Below are 14,461 nucleotides of genomic sequence, written 5' to 3'. Positions count from 1 at the left end.
AAGAACCTTACCACTCAGCATGCTACTCCACCTTTACGAAAGGTACGTTGAAATGAGCAAAGTAAAACAACAAGACATCGATCAGTTGATCGTATTGGTGGGGGGCAGAGAGAATATTGCCACCGTCAGTCACTGTATTACCCGGTTACGTTTTGTGTTAAATGACCCATCGAAAGCTTTTCCTAAAGAGATTGAAAAGCTCTCGATGGTCAAAGGTTGCTTTACCAATGCCGGCCAATTTCAGGTGGTTATCGGGCCAGAGGTCGATGATTACTACCAAGCATTGATTGCTAAAATTGGCTTGAATGAAGTGGATAAAGAGCAGACCAAACTGGCTGCACGGCAGAATATGACGTGGTTTGAGCGCGGTATATCTCACTTTGCCGAGATCTTCTTCCCACTGTTACCGGCACTGATTAGTGGGGGCTTGATTCTCGGTTTCAGGAATGTGATCGGCGACATTCCCATGTCTGATGGCAAAACGCTGGCACAAATGTATCCGGCGTGGAAAACCATTTACGACTTCCTTTGGTTACTGGGTGAAGCCATCTTCTTCTACCTACCTGTTGCGATTTGCTGGTCGACAGTGAAGAAAATGGGCGGCACGCCAGTATTAGGGATTGTGCTGGGTATCACCTTGGTTTCACCACAGTTAATGAACTCCTATCTGCTGGGGCAACAAATTCCAGAGGTGTGGAATTTTGGCTGGTTCACCATTGAAAAAGTGGGCTATCAGGCACAGGTTATCCCCTCGATTCTGGCGGGCTTAGCACTGGGCTGGATTGAAACCAATCTGAAAAAAATTATTCCCGCTTATCTGTATCTGGTCGTAGTGCCGGTGGTTTCCCTGCTACTGGCGGTGTTCCTTGCCCACACTCTGATAGGGCCATTTGGCCGCATGATTGGTGATGGCGTGGCATGGGGCGTGAAAGCGGTGATGACCGGCAGTTTCGCACCTATTGGGGCGGCACTGTTTGGCTTCCTGTATGCGCCATTAGTCATTACTGGGGTGCATCAAACCACGCTGGCCATTGATATGCAGATGATTCAGAGCATGGGCGGAACACCGGTTTGGCCATTGATTGCCTTGTCGAATATCGCGCAGGCTTCTGCAGTACTGGGCATTATCATTATCAGCCGTAAGGTTAATGAGCGCGAAATCTCTGTTCCGGCGGCAATTTCGGCTTATCTCGGTGTGACAGAGCCAGCCATGTACGGTATTAATTTGAAATACCGCTTCCCAATGTTGTGCGCCATGATTGGTTCTGCCCTGGCTGGCCTGATTTGCGGGCTAACTGGCGTGATGGCTAACGGGATTGGTGTGGGTGGGCTGCCGGGTATTTTGTCCATCAAACCGCAATTCTGGGCGATTTATGCTCTGGCGATGCTCGTGGCCATTGTGGTGCCGTTGGTGCTGACCATCTTGGTTTATAAACGTAAAGATAGCCGCGGCGAATTGCCGGTCTAAGTTATGAACCTCCGCCAGTGGCCATGACCTGACGGAGGGATTTTTTTCTACCAATAAGAGTCTGCTATGAATAATCCTATCCCTTGGTGGCAAAACGGCGTCATTTATCAAATTTACCCGAAGAGTTTTCAGGACAGTACTGGCAATGGTTTCGGTGATCTGGCGGGAGTGACGCAACGGTTGGATTATCTGCAAAAACTGGGTATTGATGCCATTTGGTTGACACCGGTTTATGTCTCGCCGCAAGTGGATAATGGCTATGACGTTGCGGATTACTGCGCGATTGATCCGGCGTACGGTACTTTAGATGATTTTAAACATCTGGTGGCACAAGCCCATCAACGTGGTATCCGGATCGTGATGGATATGGTGTTTAACCATACCTCCACGGAACATGCCTGGTTTAAAGCATCGCAAGACCGCAACAGCCCCTATCGCCAGTTTTATATTTGGCGTGATGGTGAGGGCGATAACTTACCGAATAACTGGCGTTCAAAATTTGGGGGGAATGCCTGGCAATGGCACGCCGCCAGTGGTCAATATTATCTGCATTTATTCGCCACCGAGCAGGCTGATCTGAACTGGGAGCACCAGCCGGTGCGCGACGAACTGAAAAAAGTGTGTGAGTTTTGGGCTGATATCGGTGTAGATGGCCTGCGGTTAGACGTCATCAATCTGGTGTCTAAACAGCAAGATTTCCCAGACGACTTTGAAGGAGATGGCCGCCGTTTTTATACCGATGGCCCACGTATCCACGAATTTCTGCAAGAAATGAGCCGCGATGTGTTTCAACCGCGTGGTCTGATGACCGTGGGCGAGATGTCCTCCACCCGCCTTGAACATTGTCAGCGGTATGCTGCCTTAGGGGGTGATGAGCTGTCGATGACTTTTAATTTCCACCATTTGAAAGTGGACTATCTCAATGGCGAAAAATGGTCGTTGATGCCACCGGATCGTGTTGAGTTAAAACAGATTTTTAACCAGTGGCAGCAGGGCATGCATAACCGGGCATGGAATGCGTTGTTCTGGTGTAACCACGACCAGCCGCGCATTGTGTCGCGTTTTGGTGATGAAGGGGCGCTGCGCCTACCTGCGGCCAAGATGCTGGCGATGGTGCTGCATGGGATGCAGGGCACGCCCTATATTTATCAAGGCGAAGAGATTGGGATGACCAATCCAAACTTCAGCTCGATTGATCAATACCGTGATGTTGAAAGTTTGAATATGTTTGCTGAGTTAAGTGCCCAAGGGCGCGATCCTGACGAGTTACTGGCGATTTTGGCGACGAAATCCCGTGATAATGGCCGTACGCCAATGCAATGGGATCGCAGCCGTAATGCTGGATTTAGTCAAGGGACACCGTGGATTGAACCTTGCAGTCATTATACTGAGATTAACGTCGATGCCGCCCTGGCTGATGCTGACTCGGTGTTTTATGCCTACCAATATCTTATCGCCCTGCGCAAACAGCATGATGTGTTCACCTTGGGTGACTATCAGGATCTTTGCCCGCAGCACCCTGATTTATGGTGCTATTTACGCAGTTGGCAAGGTAAGCAGCTGTTGGTGGTGGCGAATCTGAGTGCTCAACCACAGCAATGGTTACCAGAGGGGATTGAACGGGATGGTAACTGGCAATTGTTGATGAGTAGCTACGGCGAAAGTGCTTTCCAGCCGCAAGAGATGACACTGCGGGCGTATGAGGGGATTTATTGGCTTCGAGGTTGATTCGTTCAGCTCGGATCAGGTTTCGGTTGATGTGAGGTGGGTTCTTTTTGCAGGCTTCGTCGCCTCAATCGAACAGGAGAGCAAGCCGGCCCCTTTGGCGGTTGCTTCATCCTAGATAAGGTGAGCCGTGAAGCTTTAACCATCGAACTTGGTCACCACCACTAAACTCTAGAGGCCTCGTCCATTATCACGCCCCCAGTTTTAGTGGCGGTAACTGAGAAAAGATACTGACCAGCCCCTCGCCCCAGCCTTTGCGGATCATCATAAAATAGGGGTGATCTTCGGTGATCCGATACTGCTGGTGGGTGCTAAAGCTGTCGAGTGGGTAGATCATCACGTCCAATGGCAACCCCACTGACAAATTACTGCGCAAGGTTGAATCCATCGAGATCAACGCGCACTGCATTGCTTGCTCCAAGTCGGTGTCATAGCCTAACACGCGGTCAATAATCGGCTTGCCATACTTGCTTTCGCCAATCTGAAAATAGGGTGTATCCTGCGTGGCTTCAATAAAATTACCTTGCGGATAAATATGAAATAGCCGTAGCCCTTCACCTTTAATCTGACCACCTAACAACAAGTTACAGTTGAAATCTGTCCCGCCGCTGTTTTGTTGTGCACCACTGTCACGGTTAATCACCTCCCTCACTGTCTCGCCCACCAATGTGGCGGCTTCGTATATAGAATGCACGTTCATCAGGTTAGTTTGTTCTGAGTCCAAACAGCGACGTTGTAGCAGGCTAATAATACTCTGTGTGGTGGCCAGATTACCTGCACTTTGCACCACCAGCGTTCGTTCCCCATCTTGCTGAAAGAGATGCAATTTGCGGAAAGTGGAAATATGATCCACTCCAGCATTGGTGCGAGAATCTGAAGCAAACACTAACCCGGACGACAGCCGCATGGCCACACAGTAGGTCATAATACGATACCCTTTTCTATTTGGTTATTGGCCGTCAGAAGCGCGTTTATTGCGACATATCTTGTCGCGGGTGAGATAACATATGCACAGCAGCAATGGTTTGCATATCTTCATAACCACCGCCACGGCGGATTCCGCGCACTGGGCAAGCATCCAGATAATCTATGCCCACCGCCAGCTTTAGATGCTGATTCGGTTTGCAGGTATTATTGGTGACATCAAAACTCTGCCAATGCCCATTCAGCCACACTTCTGCCCAAGCATGGGTCGCCACATGACTAGAGGATTCTGTATAAAGATAGCCGCTAACATAGCGTGCTGGAATATTTAAACTTCGGCAACAGGCAAGAAAGACGTGGGTGTGATCCTGACAGACCCCCTGTTCGGCAGCAAAAGCTTGAGCTGCACTGTCTTGCACTGTTGTCGTGCCTGGGCTGTAGGGCATTTTAGCCAGCAGCTCTCCCATCATTTGGGTCAGACAATCCAATTGCGCATCTGCACTGGTGACGCCCCGACAATAACCTGCGGCAAATTGACGGATGGCCGAGTCGGGTTGAGTTAGTGGGCTATGGCGTAAAAAGACCAGTGGGGAGAGATGGTCGCCGCTGTCATCCTCAACATTGTCTTCAATGTCTACTACGCCCTGAGCTTGAATGGTTATGGCCTGATGTGGCTTATCCAAGGTCAGCACATGCAGTACATTGCCGAAAGCATCAGTGGTACAAATAGCATCTTCCGGCAAGGTTAATTGCCAAGACAAAATTCGCTGATGGGCTGAATCCTGCGGAGTTAGACGCAAATACTGAGTACTGTGCTGCACCAATTGTGCATAAGTGTAATGGGTGCTGTGATCGACATTCAGTCTCATTGGACCTCCAGATAGGTTTGACGAATACTGTCAGCAATAGCATTTATCTTGCCTAAAAAATCCATCAGATAGACGTGCAGGCCATCGGCCATGACATCCGTGATGCTGCTAAAACGTAACTCAGCAAGCAAGATACTGACTAATCGCCGAGGCTGATTGCTACGATTGCCACCAATCAATGCCAACTGTTGCTCCATATCATTGATACAGGCCAACAGAGATCGTGGGATTTCATTACGTAAAATCAGCAGCTCAGCAATGGCTTCCCGACTCAGTTGTTGCTTATACAAACTGTGGTAAGCCTCACGGGCACTGACAGCTCGCAGCAGGGTGTCCATTCGGTAATATTCGCGCACCGGATCATCGTCACTGTCCAACAATTGATTTTTCACATCCAACAGACGGGCGGTACTGTCAGCCCGCTCAATCAAGGTACCCAGACGAATAAAATAGAGCGCATCGCTGCGCAGCAAGGTGCCATACACCGCACCACGAAACAGGTGTGAGCGCTCCTTAACCCAATCAAAAAAGGCATCAATTCCGGCGGCGCTGATCCCTTGACGACGTAACTGCTTCATCTCAATCCAAGTGGCGTTAATGCTTTCCCACACTTCAGATGACAAGCTACCCCGCACCGCATGGGCGTTATTCCACGCCATTTGTAAACAGCTGAAAATACTGCTGGGATTATTGCTATCGAGCACGAAAAAGTTCAGCAGGTGGGTCATCGAGACCTGCGGATAGTGCTCGGCAAAAAGCGCTTGGGTATTACTCAAGCTAAGCGGCACCAGTAAATCAAAATTCACGCGATTGCTGGTGGGCATCATCGACAGCCGGTTGGTGACATCCAGTACCCGGGTGATGTTTTCTGCCCGCTCGAGATAACGGGCCATCCAATAAAGCTCGCTGGCTGTTCGGCTTAGCATGCATCGTCCTCCAATACCCAGGTATCCTTAGTTCCACCGCCTTGCGAGGAGTTAACCACCAGCGAACCTTGCGCCAGCGCCACGCGAGTCAAGCCGCCTGGAACCAGGCGAATCTCCGCACCAGACAGAGCAAAAGGACGTAAATCAATGTGGCGCGGAGCCAGCCCGCTGTTAACAAATGTGGGGCAGGTGGAGAGTGCAAGGGTCTCTTGTGCAATGTAGTTTTGTGGCCGTGCCAGTAGCAATTGGCGGAATTGGGCAATTTCAGCTTGTGTTGCCGCTGGGCCAATCAACATGCCATAGCCTCCGGCACCATGAACTTCTTTGACGACCATGGTTTCAAGATTGGCTAATACATAAGAAAGATCAGCAGGTTGGCGGCATTGCCAGGTGGGAACATTCGCTAGAATAGGCTCTTCGGAAAGATAAAAACGAATCATCTCCGGCACATAAGGATAGATAGATTTATCATCTGCGACACCGGTACCTATAGCATTGGCTAATACCACCCCGCCAGCCCGATATACCGATAACAATCCGGGAACCCCTAGCATCGAATCAGGGCGGAAGGCCAGTGGATCAAGGAAGGCATCGTCAACTCGCCGATAGATAACATCAATCTTACAAGGGCCGGCGGTGGTGCGCATAAATACCGCCCCTTCTTTGACGAACAGATCGGCACTTTCAACCAGTTCGACGCCCATCTGTTGTGCTAGGAAGCTGTGCTCAAAGTAAGCGCTATTAAAGCGCCCCGGAGTCAGGACTACCACGGTCGGTGAGTTAACTGGCGTGCTTTCACGCAGGGTTTGCAACAGATGAGAAGGGTAGCGTTCAACCGGTGCGATGCGCTGTTCAGCGAACAGTTCCGGGTAGAGTCGCATCATCATTTTACGGTTTTCCAGCATATAAGAGACGCCGGATGGCGTGCGCAGGTTATCTTCCAGCACGTAATAGAGGCCATCACTATTACGCACCATATCCACGCCAATAATATGTGCATAGATGTTGCGATGCAGATTCACTCCCTGCATACAGGGCTGATATTGGTCATTAGCCAAGACTTGTTCGGCCGGAATAATGCCCGCTTTGAGAATATGCTGTTCGTGGTAAATATCATGCAGAAAAGCATTGAGCGCCTGAACACGTTGGCGAATGCCACGGTCAAGCATTTGCCATTCGCTGGCGGGAATAATGCGCGGCACACTGTCGAACGGGATTAACCGCTCTGCACCGTCATCGTCACCGTACACGTTAAAGGTAATGCCCACCCGGTGGAACAGCAGCGCCGCTTCTTCGCGTTTGCGCGCAATGGTGAGCTGATCGGCCTGTTGCAACCATTGCCAGTAGGCGTCGTAATGGCCTCGGTGTTTCCCTTCAGCCAGTAACATTTCATCGAAAAATCTGGATACGGAAAGGTCGATGTTCAGCATTCTCACCTCGCTAACAGAACAGGCTGTATTCGGGATCACGCATAAACTGTGCCAGCTCGTCAAACAGGCAAAATAAGGGGAATTAGGGCGATTTCAGCACTATTAGGGTGCATGTAGTGAGCAGGGTGCTTTATTACTGAGCAGGAAATTGCCACATACTGATCATTATGATCTGCAATAGCGCATTGAGAAAGGTAGCGAGGAAATATTAGCAAATGGCTGGTAATCAGATTACCAGCCCTGTGACATCAGAATTAACGACGCACTGCGATAGCTTCGATCTCGATTTTGACATCTTTTGGCAGACGAGCAACTTCAACACATGAGCGCGCAGGGAATGGCGCACTGTGTTCAGTGAAGAAAGCTTCGTAAGTGGCGTTAACTGTACTGAAATCATTCAGATCTTTAACGAACACCGTGGTTTTCACGATATCGGCAACTTTCAGGCCTGCCGCTTCGACGATGGCTTTCACGTTTTCCAGTGACTGACGCGCCTGAGCTGAAACGTCATCGGCGACCAGACCGGTTTTTGGATCAACCGGGATCTGACCGGAAGTGATGATCATGCTGCCCAGATCGACACCCTGAACATAAGGGCCAATAGCTGCAGGGGCGAGCTCAGTGCTGATAATGCGTGACATGTAGACTCCTGATTTACGTGTAATGGTAGGGGGGTAAGAATTATCTCCACCATTATAAAGATGAGGGGGATTACGGCAACCCACTCGGGCTAAGTTTGCTTATAGCCCGTAACTGTAAATATTTACGGGCAGCAGTATTCATCCGGGTTGGGGATTAATCGGCTTGTAGCACCACCTGATGGTCGAACTCTTTCTCGCAATATTTGCATTTAAGGTAGATGTCACCCTGCTTAGCAGTCACTTTGAAGCTGGAATCCACCGGCTCATTATGGCTAATACAGTTGCTGTTAGGGCAAGTGAGTACTGCGTCAATATGTTCTGGCAGGCTAAGTGTTAGCTTCTTCACCACTTCGTAGTTGTCGATGCGGTTAACGGTCGCATCTGGTGCATACATTGCTAATTGGTTGGCTTGTTGTTCTGTCAGGAAGGTATTTTCTATTTTAATCAAATCTTTACGGCCTGAGCGTTTTGACGGCAGATTCAGCCCGATAGTAATGCGCTGGTCAGTTGCGGTCAATTTGAACAGCGATAACAATTTGAACCCGATTTGCGCCGGAATGTGGTCAATCACGGTGCCGCATTTAATCGCTTCAACCTGTAGTTTATAATCCTGAGTCATATTCAATCCCCCCTTAAAGAGCCAATTCTTGGTTTAATACCAGTGCCAGCAGCGCCTGACGAGCAAAAATCCCATTACCAGCCTGTTGGAAATAGTAGGCATAAGGGGTTTTGTCGACATCGGTGGTGATTTCATCAATCCGCGGCAGTGGGTGCAGCACTTTGAGATTATCCCGTGCGCCATTCAAGTCCGCGGCACGTAGGACAAACTGCGCTTTGACGTTGGCGTACTCTGATGGGTCTAAGCGCTCTTTTTGTACGCGGGTCATGTAGAGAATGTCTAATTCCGGTACCACTTCTTCAATACTTTCGTGCAGGCTGTATTCGATACCTTTTTCCTCCAGCATTTGCAAGATATAAGCAGGCATTGCCAGAGCATCTGGGGCGATGAAGAAGAAGCGGTTACCGTTGAATTTTGCCAGCGCTTGCGTCAGTGAGTGTACCGTGCGGCCATATTTTAGATCACCGACCATGGCGATATTGATGTTATCCAGCCGCCCTTGAGTTTCTTGAATGGTGAATAAATCGAGTAGCGTTTGGGTCGGATGTTGGTTTGCACCATCACCGGCATTCACTACTGGCACATTACCTGAGAACTGGGCAGCCAGGCGAGAAGCGCCTTCTTGTGGGTGGCGCATGACGATGGCATCAACATAGGTGCTGATGACAGACATGGTATCTGCCAAGGTTTCGCCTTTCTTCCCAAGCGAAGTATTGCTGCTGTCAGAAAAACCCACGACCGAGGCGCCCAGGCGGTGAATGGAAGTTTCAAATGACAAACGGGTGCGGGTTGAGGCTTCGAAAAAGCAACTGGCGATCACTTTATGTTTCAACAACTCAGGTTGCGGATGGCTTTTTAGGCTGGCAGCAGTGCGCAGTACCAGTTCCAGTTCCTCGCGACATAAGTCGTTAATTGAGATGATATGTTTGTGATACAACGGGTTGGCCATTTTCGCTCTCCTCTGTGGCTGCCCGTGGTCTCGGGCTACCTGAATTTTTAATCAGTTGTCATAGTGTTGAATTTGGCACCGATCAGTAGACAAAAAAAAGCCCCTCAATGAGGGGCCTTACAGGATCGGTTTAGCAACGGGAGAAAGAACGGCAGCTGGCTGCCTGCTGGCAGGCAATTTTGTCGACCATAGATAGGGTCATTTTCAACAAAACGCACTTGGCTTTTCATCATATCTCCCGGCAAATTGTGGCGAATTATACTCGCGTGTGATTTCTCCGCAAGGGGGGAACACTGCATTTTTTATGATTAGCAAACGATTACTTAGTCTGTTTTGATTTTAAATAAATTTAATTAGGTGGGTTGTGGTGGTTTGGAAACGTGATCCAGTATTTGGACAACTGAACCGAGCACTCATCGCACTAAACTAATAGCAACCGAAATCTGAACTAACCTCGCCCATCACCGGTTATGTGAATGGAGAACCTTAATCCTCATCAAACCCGGAATTAAACAACTCAATAACCGCAGTCAGTGCTTGAATCTCATCAGGCCCGGTGGCTTCCACTTCAATCTGGCGACCTTTGGCGGAATCAAGCATCAGCAGTGCAATCACACTGCTGGCTTCGGCTTCGGTACCACTGTCATTGCGTAACATCACTTCAGCATCAAAACTCTGAACCAGCTCGAACAATTTCATGGCGGGTCTGGCGTGCATTCCCAACTTGTTTTTGATCTCAACGGTCTGTTTGACGGTCATTATTTACGCTTTTCCAGAGTACGATGACGTGATTGGACATTCTTGCCGCGGGCGCGGAAATAATCAGCTAATTGTTCGGCAACATAGACTGAGCGGTGTTTACCACCGGTACACCCGATAGCAACCGTCAGATAACTACGGTTATTGGTTTCCAGCATCGGCAGCCACAGTTCCAGATAGCTGCGAGTTTGATAAACAAAGTTATGCACTTCTGTATGGCGATCAAGGAAGGAGATTACCGGCTTATCTAAACCTGTCATTGGGCGTAATTTGGGATCCCAATGTGGGTTTGGCAGGAAGCGCACATCAAAGACATAATCCGCATCAATGGGAATACCATGTTTAAAGCCAAAGGATTCAAACACCATTGTCAGCTCGCGCTCGCGTTTACCCAACAGACGGGTGCGCAACATTTCAGCCAACTCATGGACTGACATTTCTGAGGTATCAATGATCAAATCAGCCCGTGAGCGTAAAGGTTCTAGCAGAACGCTCTCTTCATCAATAGCACTTTCTAATGACAGGTTTTTAGTCGACAGCGGGTGCAGACGACGGGTATCACTGTAGCGACGAATCAGGGTATTGCGATCAGCATCCAAAAACAGCAATTGCGGTGAGAAGCTATCTGGCAACTGAGTCATAGCATGTTCAAATACCTCAGGAGACTCAGGCATATTGCGCACGTCAATGCTCACTGCGGCGGAGATATTCCTCTCGGCAAGTGTACTAGCCAATTGCGGCAGCAGAACCACAGGCAAGTTATCAACGCAATAAAAGCCCATATCTTCTAATGCGCGCAAAGCAACAGACTTCCCTGAACCGGAACGGCCGCTGACAATCATCAGCACCATGTGAGTGACTCCCCTTGGTATCTTATGTGCCCTGCGTACTTGAAGCCGCAGGGGTGTTAGCTGCACTCTTTCACCCGAATCACTTACTTGAGTAAGCTCATTGGGACTCATTTGCTTGCTGCCTACCCGCGACTTCAATTACTTTAGGCAATATCCTGCGTTCTTGAAGTGCAGGGTGTTTCGCACGATTACGCCGTCTCTGGTGGTAACTCAGTAATTATCTGATAAAGCTCTTCATCACTTTGTGCCGCACGAAGACGGCGACACACTGTTTTATCAGCTAATCGCTTGGCCACTAAAGACAAAGTGTGTAAGTGAGTTTTACATTGATCTGCTGGAACCAACAAGGCAAATAATAGGTCAACCGGTTGGTTATCAATCGCATCGAAAGCGATCGGCTGTTCCAAACGGATAAATACACCTACGGCACGCAGAGTATCTTCTTCCAACTTGCCATGAGGTATCGCGATACCACTACCAATACCTGTGCTGCCCATACGTTCGCGGGTCAATACAGCATCGAAAACGACCTGTGACGGCAGGTTAAGCTGTTTGGCAGCTAACTCGCTGATAATTTCCAAAGCCCGTTTTTTACTTGAGCAATGTACGGAGCTTTTGGTGCACTCGATATTTAATACCGAGCTTAATTGCAATGCTGGATCGTTGATCATCTCATCTTTCACTTAAGCGCTGTTTTAGACCTGATACCAGCGGGGAAATTTTCTCTCCACCGCCGGATCAGATTATGTAGCGAGTGTAGAACCTTTATCGGTTAATGTTGTTTCAATTTATCTTTATGCTTGTTCAACTGGCGGGCCAGTTTATCAACCAAAATATCAATTGCGGCGTACATATCCTCCTGCTCTGAGCTTGCGTGCAACTCGCCCCCATTCACATGCACCGTGGCTTCTGCAATTTGTTTTACTTTTTCGATACTTAAAACCACATACACTTGGTTAATTCGATCAAAATATTGCTCAAGTTTGGCAAATTTAGTGGTAACAAACTCGCGTAATGCTTCGGTTATTTCGACATGATGTCCGGTAATATTGAGCTGCATAGTGTCTTCCTTCTCAGTTCAGGTCAAACCAACTGTTTACGTTGATTTGACGGCGGGATGGATAACGACTCTCGGTACTTAGCAACAGTGCGGCGTGCCACCATAATGCCTTGTTCACATAATAGTGTGGTCAGCTTACTGTCACTCAGTGGCTTGGCAGGATTTTCTGCCGCAACCAATTTTTTCACCAGCGCACGAATCGCGGTAGAAGAAGCTTCACCTCCGCTATCGGTATTAACGTGGCTGGAGAAGAAATATTTCAGCTCGAAAATCCCCCGAGGACTGTGCAGGAACTTCTGCGTGGTCACGCGGGAGATTGTCGATTCATGCATATCCACGGCCTGAGCAATGTCAGCCAGTACCATAGGTTTCATAAATTCAGGCCCACTGTCAAAGAACGCCACTTGCTGCTCGACAATACAACGCGCTACTTTCAGCAACGTTTCATTGCGGCTTTCAAGGCTTTTTATCAACCATTTTGCTTCTTGCAGATTGCTGCGGATAAACTGTCCGTCGCTATCATTGCGGGTATTGTTACCCATTGCTGCATATTGCTGGTTAATTTTCAGGCGTGGAATGCTATCGGCATTAAGCTCGACCGTCCAGTGCCCTTTGTCTTTACGCACTAGAACATCGGGAATGACGTACTCTGACTCTCCGGTATTGATAGACTGGCCTGGGCGCGGATCCAATGACTGAATCAGGGCGATGGCTTCTTTAAGTGTATCTTCTTTTAGCCGACTTAAGCGGATCATCGTGCGGAAATCGTGGTTACCCAGCAAGTCCAGATAATCGCTAATGACCAAGCGCGCTTCGGCAAGATAAGGGGTATCTTTAGCATATTGCGACAACTGCACCAATAAACATTCGCGCAGATTGCGAGCTGCAACACCAATAGGATCAAAGTGTTGTATGCGTTTAAGCACGGCCTCAACTTCATCCAGCGCGACGTTTTCATCCCCCATACTTTCCAGAATATCTTCCAATGGAACAGTAAGATAACCCGTTTCATCAACTGCATCGACGATAGAGGTTGCAATCGCAGCATCCGTTTCTGAGAAGGGAGTCAAATCTACTTGCCACATCAGATAATCTTGCAGTGTTTGGGTGGTTTCCCCCTGATAGACCGGTAGTTCGTCATCACTGTAATCATTGCCCATACCTGATGGCGTACCTGCGGTGTAAATCTCATCCCAGGTGGCATCTAGCGGTAGCTCTTCCGGCATATCTTTTTGTTCCAGCGCCTCGCGAGTGTCGAGCGATTCACTGTCTACCGTTTCTTTGGCATCAACCTCTTCATGAAGATCAGTTTGCTCAAGCAGGGGGTTACTCTCCAGCGCTAACTGAATCTCCTGCTGGAGCTCAAGCGTAGAAAGCTGCAACAGACGAATAGCCTGTTGAAGCTGCGGAGTCATTGCCAGTTGTTGGCTAAACTTGAGTTGCAAACCTTGCTTCATAATACGGTATCAATTTCCCTTAATGGGTGACGAAACGGCTTTCGAGTGAAGATTAGAGACGGAACTCTTCACCCAGATAAACACGCTTAACTTGTTCGTCAGCCAAAATTTCCTGTGGTGTGCCGTGAGCAATTAAATGCCCTTGACTTACAATATAAGCCCGCTCACAAACGTCTAATGTTTCACGGACGTTATGGTCGGTAATCAGTACTCCAAGGCCGCTGTCACGCAGATGCTCAATAATTTTTTTGATATCAATAACCGAAATCGGGTCAACCCCGGCGAAAGGCTCATCCAACAGAATAAACTTAGGATTTGCCGCCAGTGCACGGGCAATTTCAACCCGGCGGCGTTCACCACCGGAAAGCGATTGGCCCAGACTGTCACGTAAATGAGTAATATGGAACTCTTCCATCAACTCATCAGCACGTTCTTGACGTTGTTCAGATGAGAGATCTTTACGGATTTCCAGTACCGCCATCAGATTGTTAAATACACTCAGGCGGCGGAAGATAGAGGCTTCTTGCGGTAAATAGCCAATCCCGCGCAGGGCGCGCTCATGGAGCGGCAAGAGGCTGATATCTTCGTCATCAATCACAATACGCCCGGCGTCACGCTGGACAATGCCGACGACCATGTAAAAAGTGGTGGTTTTACCCGCCCCATTCGGCCCAAGCAGGCCGACAATCTCACCGGACTTTACTGTCAGGCTAACGTCTTCGACCACTTTACGGCCTTTGTACGCCTTAGCCAGTTTTTCTGCGATTAATGTTGCCATAAATG

Annotated in this window: 15 protein-coding genes; 2 read left to right on the top strand and 13 right to left on the bottom strand. The window is 48.9% G+C overall.

Annotated elements, in window-relative coordinates; genetic code table 11:
* The first annotated feature begins 52 nt into the window (after positions 1 to 52).
* Positions 53 to 1,468: a PTS trehalose transporter subunit IIBC gene (gene treB / locus DJ58_RS11210; protein WP_004710958.1), complete on the top strand. Its 1,416-nt coding sequence runs from the start codon at positions 53 to 55 to the stop codon at positions 1,466 to 1,468.
* Between the two features lie 66 nt (positions 1,469 to 1,534).
* A complete protein-coding gene (treC, locus tag DJ58_RS11215) occupies positions 1,535 to 3,196 on the top strand; it encodes an alpha,alpha-phosphotrehalase (RefSeq protein WP_004710956.1) in 1,662 nt (553 codons plus the stop codon).
* A 187-nt stretch (positions 3,197 to 3,383) separates the two neighbouring features.
* On the opposite strand, the gene DJ58_RS11220 is transcribed toward treC, so the two are convergent.
* From DJ58_RS11220 to lptB, 13 genes are all read right to left on the bottom strand, one after another.
* Positions 3,384 to 4,118: a proteasome-type protease gene (locus DJ58_RS11220; RefSeq protein WP_032911550.1), complete on the bottom strand. Its 735-nt coding sequence runs from the start codon at positions 4,116 to 4,118 to the stop codon at positions 3,384 to 3,386.
* 46 nt (positions 4,119 to 4,164) lie between these two features.
* Entirely contained in the window at positions 4,165 to 4,986 is an 822-nt protein-coding gene (locus tag DJ58_RS11225) for a transglutaminase family protein (protein ID WP_032911549.1), read from the bottom strand.
* Positions 4,983 to 5,912, bottom strand: coding sequence for an alpha-E domain-containing protein (locus tag DJ58_RS11230; RefSeq protein ID WP_032911548.1), 930 nt, complete (start codon positions 5,910 to 5,912; stop codon positions 4,983 to 4,985). The genes DJ58_RS11225 and DJ58_RS11230 overlap by 4 nt, the downstream gene beginning before the upstream one ends.
* Positions 5,906 to 7,342, bottom strand: a complete 1,437-nt coding sequence (locus DJ58_RS11235) for a circularly permuted type 2 ATP-grasp protein (protein WP_032911547.1) — start codon at positions 7,340 to 7,342, stop codon at positions 5,906 to 5,908. Before DJ58_RS11235 ends, DJ58_RS11230 begins: the two co-directional genes overlap by 7 nt.
* 254 nt (positions 7,343 to 7,596) lie before the next feature.
* Positions 7,597 to 7,983 (bottom strand): 2-iminobutanoate/2-iminopropanoate deaminase, encoded by a 387-nt coding sequence (ridA, locus tag DJ58_RS11240; protein ID WP_004710947.1) that lies wholly within the window; start codon positions 7,981 to 7,983, stop codon positions 7,597 to 7,599.
* Positions 7,984 to 8,137: 154 nt separating this feature from the next.
* Positions 8,138 to 8,602 carry an aspartate carbamoyltransferase regulatory subunit gene (gene pyrI, locus DJ58_RS11245; RefSeq protein WP_004710945.1) on the bottom strand — a complete coding sequence of 155 codons (465 nt, stop codon included), beginning with the start codon at positions 8,600 to 8,602 and terminating at the stop codon, positions 8,138 to 8,140.
* Between the two features lie 13 nt (positions 8,603 to 8,615).
* The gene (gene pyrB / locus DJ58_RS11250) at positions 8,616 to 9,551 is read right to left on the bottom strand and encodes an aspartate carbamoyltransferase (RefSeq protein WP_004710944.1); all 936 of its coding nucleotides are present in this window, start codon (positions 9,549 to 9,551) and stop codon (positions 8,616 to 8,618) included.
* 486 nt (positions 9,552 to 10,037) lie between these two features.
* A complete protein-coding gene (gene npr, locus DJ58_RS11255) occupies positions 10,038 to 10,310 on the bottom strand; it encodes a PTS phosphocarrier protein NPr (protein WP_032911546.1) in 273 nt (90 codons plus the stop codon).
* Positions 10,310 to 11,161: an RNase adapter RapZ gene (rapZ, locus tag DJ58_RS11260; RefSeq protein ID WP_004710942.1), complete on the bottom strand. Its 852-nt coding sequence runs from the start codon at positions 11,159 to 11,161 to the stop codon at positions 10,310 to 10,312. Before rapZ ends, npr begins: the two co-directional genes overlap by 1 nt.
* Before the next feature lie 188 nt (positions 11,162 to 11,349).
* Positions 11,350 to 11,832 (bottom strand): PTS IIA-like nitrogen regulatory protein PtsN, encoded by a 483-nt coding sequence (gene ptsN / locus DJ58_RS11265; protein WP_032911575.1) that lies wholly within the window; start codon positions 11,830 to 11,832, stop codon positions 11,350 to 11,352.
* 101 nt (positions 11,833 to 11,933) lie between these two features.
* A complete protein-coding gene (gene hpf / locus DJ58_RS11270; RefSeq protein ID WP_004710938.1) occupies positions 11,934 to 12,221 on the bottom strand; it encodes a ribosome hibernation promoting factor in 288 nt (95 codons plus the stop codon).
* A 23-nt stretch (positions 12,222 to 12,244) separates the two neighbouring features.
* Entirely contained in the window at positions 12,245 to 13,678 is a 1,434-nt protein-coding gene (rpoN, locus tag DJ58_RS11275) for an RNA polymerase factor sigma-54 (protein ID WP_004710936.1), read from the bottom strand.
* A gap of 52 nt (positions 13,679 to 13,730) precedes the next feature.
* Positions 13,731 to 14,456, bottom strand: a complete 726-nt coding sequence (gene lptB / locus DJ58_RS11280) for an LPS export ABC transporter ATP-binding protein (protein ID WP_004710935.1) — start codon at positions 14,454 to 14,456, stop codon at positions 13,731 to 13,733.
* Between the last annotated feature and the right edge of the window lie 5 nt (positions 14,457 to 14,461).

This window comes from Yersinia frederiksenii ATCC 33641 (genome assembly GCF_000754805.1).
Lineage (GTDB): Bacteria > Pseudomonadota > Gammaproteobacteria > Enterobacterales > Enterobacteriaceae > Yersinia > Yersinia frederiksenii.
Note: the sequence above shows the minus strand (reverse complement) of the source record. Positions and strands in the feature narration are given on the sequence as shown.

Coding starts and splice junctions, on each gene's coding strand:
- treB (WP_004710958.1), top strand. CDS start 53: ATGAGCAAAGTAAAACAACAAGACATCGATCAGTTGATCGTATTGGTG.
- treC (WP_004710956.1), top strand. CDS start 1,535: ATGAATAATCCTATCCCTTGGTGGCAAAACGGCGTCATTTATCAAATT.
- DJ58_RS11220 (WP_032911550.1), bottom strand. CDS start 4,118: ATGACCTACTGTGTGGCCATGCGGCTGTCGTCCGGGTTAGTGTTTGCT.
- DJ58_RS11225 (WP_032911549.1), bottom strand. CDS start 4,986: ATGAGACTGAATGTCGATCACAGCACCCATTACACTTATGCACAATTG.
- DJ58_RS11230 (WP_032911548.1), bottom strand. CDS start 5,912: ATGCTAAGCCGAACAGCCAGCGAGCTTTATTGGATGGCCCGTTATCTC.
- DJ58_RS11235 (WP_032911547.1), bottom strand. CDS start 7,342: ATGCTGAACATCGACCTTTCCGTATCCAGATTTTTCGATGAAATGTTA.
- ridA (WP_004710947.1), bottom strand. CDS start 7,983: ATGTCACGCATTATCAGCACTGAGCTCGCCCCTGCAGCTATTGGCCCT.
- pyrI (WP_004710945.1), bottom strand. CDS start 8,602: ATGACTCAGGATTATAAACTACAGGTTGAAGCGATTAAATGCGGCACC.
- pyrB (WP_004710944.1), bottom strand. CDS start 9,551: ATGGCCAACCCGTTGTATCACAAACATATCATCTCAATTAACGACTTA.
- npr (WP_032911546.1), bottom strand. CDS start 10,310: ATGACCGTCAAACAGACCGTTGAGATCAAAAACAAGTTGGGAATGCAC.
- rapZ (WP_004710942.1), bottom strand. CDS start 11,161: ATGGTGCTGATGATTGTCAGCGGCCGTTCCGGTTCAGGGAAGTCTGTT.
- ptsN (WP_032911575.1), bottom strand. CDS start 11,832: ATGATCAACGATCCAGCATTGCAATTAAGCTCGGTATTAAATATCGAG.
- hpf (WP_004710938.1), bottom strand. CDS start 12,221: ATGCAGCTCAATATTACCGGACATCATGTCGAAATAACCGAAGCATTA.
- rpoN (WP_004710936.1), bottom strand. CDS start 13,678: ATGAAGCAAGGTTTGCAACTCAAGTTTAGCCAACAACTGGCAATGACT.
- lptB (WP_004710935.1), bottom strand. CDS start 14,456: ATGGCAACATTAATCGCAGAAAAACTGGCTAAGGCGTACAAAGGCCGT.